Raw genomic sequence first — 4,883 nt, forward strand, 5'->3', positions numbered from 1 at the left:
AGGGCTTTTTTGTGTCTACTATTAACCAAAAAAAAACACCGTGATCTTAGATAAAAAAAAGCCCAAACCAACGCGGTTTGGGCGGATACAAGTATAGGAGTTAATAAGGAAAATGCAGTAATTAAGAAAACAGTGAGAAACAAGTTTGACGGCCTGTTAAACATCTAAATACTCTGTTTTCTACTTAATTTATGACCCTCGATTATCATTTCAGTTCCCCAAAAAATTCATTAATTTTCTCTTTTTAATTAAACGCGCCTCTATTCAATCGCTTAGAACGTAATGCTTATAACTGGTACGACCAATTTGTGAAAATGTGATGTTGCTTGCTTGTTAAATAAATGTTCTAAGCGTATATTTCAAACAGTTGTTTAATACGAGTGATTGAAATGGCACCAAGAAGTACAACCAAAGACAAAATCTTAGATGTGGCTGAAGGCTTATTTGCTGAGCACGGTTTTAATGACACCTCTTTACGCACGATTACGAGTAAAGCCAATGTCAATCTTGCTTCAGTGAACTACCACTTTGGCGATAAGAAGACTCTGGTTCGTGCGGTACTCAATCGTTACTTAGAAGCATTTATGCCAGCATTGCAAGATGCACTAGTGAACTTAAATTTGAACGAAACGTATTCTATGAGTGACGTGTTTGAGTCTTTAAGGCAGCCACTAAGGGCACTCAATGATGTAAGGCCAAATGGTACGAGTCGATTTATGTTACTCATCGGTCGAGGCTATACAGATGTGCAAGGTCATTTGCGTTGGTTCATTACTACTCGTTATAGCGAAGTACTGACTTTGTTTACCAACTCAGTAATGAAAGCTAACCCAAACCTCACTCAAGAACAGTTATTTTGGCGATTGCACTTCACCCTAGGGACTTGTGTATTCACCATGGCATCTAGCCAAGCTCTAATAGAAATTGCAGAGAATGACTATGACAGAAAGATAGATGCGAAGGCAGTGGTCGATATTCTTATTCCTTATTTGGCCGCTGGCATGTCAGCAAAAGAATAAAAGAATAAAACAATAAAAAGCAAAATATTCACAAACAATATAGTGAACAAAAGGATCTGAACTATGAGCTCTCTAAGACAAAAATGGGTAAGTGACCCAGCTTTTAAACTCTTTAAAAAAGTACTACCACCCCTATCTAGCACCGAGAAAGAAGCGATGGAAGCGGGTAGCGTGTGGTGGGACGGAGAGCTGTTTTCTGGTAAACCAGATTTCACTAAGCTTCACCAGTACCCAAAACCTCAGCTGACACCAGAAGAGCAATCGTTCATGGACAATGAACTTGAAACTTTGCTCGCTATGCTCGATGACCACAAAATTGTGAAAGAAGACCGAGACCTTCCTGAGGAAGTATGGAACTTTTTACGCAAAGAGCGTTTCTTCTCGCTAATTATCGCGAAAGGGTACGGCGGCCGTGAATTTTCGGCGCACGCCAACTCTACAATCGTAACTAAGATTGCAACGCGTAGTATCAGTACCGCGGTTTCGGTAATGGTTCCAAACTCTCTTGGCCCTGGTGAGCTACTGTCTCACTACGGAACTCAAGATCAAAAAGACTACTGGCTTCCACGTCTAGCTGACGGTACAGATATCCCTTGTTTCGCACTAACAGGCCCTGAAGCAGGTTCTGATGCGGGTGGTATCCCTGATGTCGGCACTGTGTGTATGGGCATGCACGAAGGTAAAGAGACACTAGGCATCAAGCTTAACTGGAACAAGCGTTACATTACGCTAGCACCAGTGGCAACGGTACTTGGTTTGGCTTTCAAACTGCACGATCCAGAAAAGCTACTGGGTGACAAAGAAGACATTGGTATCACTTGTGCGCTTATCCCGGCAGACCACGAAGGTGTTGTGATCGGTGAGCGTCATGATCCACTTGGTCTTGCGTTTATGAATGGCCCAACACGCGGTCACGATGTATTTATTCCTATGGAATGGCTAATCGGTGGCGCAGATTACGCAGGTAAAGGCTGGCGTATGCTGGTGGAATGTCTGTCTGCAGGTCGTGGTATCTCATTACCCGCACTTGGTACGGCGATGGGCCACCTAACAGCGAAAACGACCGGCGCATACGCTTATGTTCGTAAGCAGTTCGGTATGTCGATTGGTAAATTTGAAGGTGTTGCAGAGAGCTTAGGCCGTATTGGTGGTTTAACGTATCTATTAGAAGCGACTCGTACACTGACAACCACTTCACTTGATATGAAAGAGAAGCCGGGTATCGTAACGGCTATCGCGAAGTATCACATGACAGAGATGGCTCGTACTATTCTGAATGACTCAATGGATATCCATTCAGGTCGTGCAATTCAAGATGGCCCAATGAACTACTTGGCTGCGCCTTACCTAGGTATTCCAGTTGCTATCACAGTAGAAGGTGCGAACATTCTAACTCGTAACCTGATGATCTTCGGTCAAGGTGCGACACGTTGTCACCCATACGTATTGAGCGAAATGGAAGCGGCAGCGAACCCAGATGAGAAGCAAGGTGCAAAAGACTTTGATAGCTTGTTGTTCAAGCACATCTCACACGCAACTAAAAACACGTTTGGTGCGTTTGGCGCAGCACTAACTGGCTCTAAGTTCATTAAAGCCGACATGAGCGGTCCAACGAAGCCTTACTACCAAGATTTGACTCGTTTGAGCCGCGCACTTGCAGTGAGTGCGGATTTCGCAATGCTGACGCTAGGTGGTGAACTGAAACGTAAAGAGCTTATCTCTGCACGTTTGGGTGATGGTCTAAGTTACCTATACATGGCGTCTGCTGCACTTAAAAAGTATGAAGACGAAGGTCGTCAACAAGCTGACCTAGACTACGTACACTACGCGGTTCAACACTGTTTCCACAATGCGGCTAAGTCGTTACAAGAAGCGTACCGTAACTTCCCGAACAAGATGGTTGGCAAAGTACTTAAAGGTCTAGTTTTCCCTGTAGGTAACCACTTCGAAAAACCAAGTGATAACCTAACAGTTCAACTAGCAGAAAGCTTGATGACTCCGGGCGCACACCGTGAACGTCTGACTCACCTTTGCTACATCGGCAAGGAAGAGGATGATAGTGTTGGCCTTATGGAGAACGCGTTCAATGCGATGTACAGCATCAAGCCTCTGGAGCGTAAGATCTTCAAAGCAGTGAAAGAGGGCAAAGTGGCTCGTAAAGGCTTGTTGGCAGACAAACTGGCTCAAGCACTTGCTGCCGATGTTCTGACACAAGAAGAAGTCGACCAAATTGTTGCTGCTGATAAACTGCGTTACACAGCGATTCAAGTTGACCACTTCAGTCATGACTTTAGTGAAACTTTGACGCGAAAAGAGTTAAAACCTAAGCTAAATAGCGTTGCTTAGATAACGAAATGATAAAAGGCACCTAATAAGGTGCCTTTTTTGTTTTTGTCGTAGAAGTCGCAATAGAAGCGTTAACAAATGGTGACTTAGTCGGCAAATATCAGTTGAGTGCTCCAACCACTTGCATTTTCACCACATTTTTACAGAAATTAGATGCCATTTGCGCACGAAACTCTTATCCTTAACCTGATTTTTTAAGGAAGTTGAATATGATCATCAAACCTCGAATTCGCGGATTCATCTGTACTACAACACATCCAGTCGGTTGTGAAGCTAATGTAAAAGAACAAATTGCTTACACAAAAGCTCAAGGCCCAATCGCAAATGCACCTAAACGTGTACTCGTTGTTGGCTCTTCAAGTGGCTACGGCTTGTCTTCACGTATTGCGGCTGCATTTGGTGGCGGCGCTTCAACTATCGGTGTTTTCTTCGAGAAAGCCGGTACTGAGAAAAAGCCGGGCACAGCTGGTTTTTACAACTCAGCAGCGTTCGATAAGCTAGCTAAAGAAGAAGGCCTGTATTCAAAAAGCCTTAACGGCGATGCTTTCTCTAACGAAGCTAAACAGAAAACAATTGACCTGATCAAAGAAGATCTAGGTCAAATCGATATGGTTGTGTACTCACTGGCATCTCCAGTGCGTAAAATGCCAGAGACTGGCGAAGTGATTCGTTCATCTCTTAAACCTATCGGTGAGACTTACACATCTACAGCGGTAGATACAAACAAAGATGCGATCATCGAAGCAAGCGTTGAGCCTGCTACTGAAGAAGAGATCAAAGACACTGTTACTGTAATGGGCGGTGAAGATTGGGAACTTTGGATCAACGCACTTTCTGAAGCGGGTGTTCTAGCTGACGGTTGTAAGACTGTTGCTTACAGCTACATCGGTACAGAGCTAACGTGGCCAATCTACTGGGATGGCGCGCTAGGTAAAGCTAAGATGGATCTAGACCGTGCAGCATCAGCGCTTAACGAAAAACTAGGCCAAACTGGCGGTACTGCAAACGTTGCTGTTCTGAAGTCTGTTGTGACTCAAGCAAGCTCTGCGATTCCTGTTATGCCTCTTTACATCGCGATGGTGTTCAAGAAGATGCGTGAAGAAGGTATTCACGAAGGTTGTATGGAACAGATCTTCCGCATGTTCAGCCAACGTCTATACAAAGCAGACGGCAGCGCAGCAGAAGTTGATGAAGTGAACCGTCTACGTCTAGATGACCTAGAACTGCGTGACGACATTCAAGAGCATTGTCGTAACCTATGGCCTCAAATCACAACTGAAAACTTAAAAGAACTGACTGACTACGTTGAGTACAAAGAAGAGTTCTTGAAGTTGTTCGGTTTCGGTGTTGATGGTGTTGATTACGAAGCTGATGTAGAGACAGCTGTTGAATTTGATGTAGCTGATATCTAATTCACAAATCAAAATAAAACGAAATAGGCGCTCATTGAGCGCCTATTTTTTTGTCTGTAGTTTGAGGAAAGTAGTATAGAGATTTGGGATGAGAAAAGAGATTAAG

The 4,883-nt window shown here is 43.9% G+C and carries 3 protein-coding genes; all 3 read left to right on the forward strand.

Annotated elements, in window-relative coordinates:
- Positions 1-389: 389 nt before the first annotated feature.
- Complete coding sequence (locus AB4653_RS24320; protein ID WP_009847073.1) at positions 390-1,019, forward strand: TetR/AcrR family transcriptional regulator; 630 nt, start codon at positions 390-392, stop codon at positions 1,017-1,019.
- Between the two features lie 63 nt (positions 1,020-1,082).
- Positions 1,083-3,365, forward strand: a complete 2,283-nt coding sequence (locus AB4653_RS24325) for an acyl-CoA dehydrogenase (RefSeq protein WP_009847072.1) — start codon at positions 1,083-1,085, stop codon at positions 3,363-3,365.
- Between the two features lie 209 nt (positions 3,366-3,574).
- The gene (gene fabV / locus AB4653_RS24330; RefSeq protein WP_009847071.1) at positions 3,575-4,777 is read left to right on the forward strand and encodes an enoyl-ACP reductase FabV; all 1,203 of its coding nucleotides are present in this window, start codon (positions 3,575-3,577) and stop codon (positions 4,775-4,777) included.
- The last annotated feature ends 106 nt before the right edge of the window (positions 4,778-4,883 follow it).

Source organism: Vibrio sp. 10N.222.48.A3 (genome assembly GCF_041475345.1).
Classification (GTDB): domain Bacteria; phylum Pseudomonadota; class Gammaproteobacteria; order Enterobacterales; family Vibrionaceae; genus Vibrio; species Vibrio tasmaniensis_A.

Bases quoted from the DNA above. Each gene is read 5' to 3' on its own strand.
- AB4653_RS24320 (WP_009847073.1), top strand. From the start codon at position 390: ATGGCACCAAGAAGTACAACCAAAGACAAAATCTTAGATGTGGCTGAA.
- AB4653_RS24325 (WP_009847072.1), top strand. From the start codon at position 1,083: ATGAGCTCTCTAAGACAAAAATGGGTAAGTGACCCAGCTTTTAAACTC.
- fabV (WP_009847071.1), top strand. From the start codon at position 3,575: ATGATCATCAAACCTCGAATTCGCGGATTCATCTGTACTACAACACAT.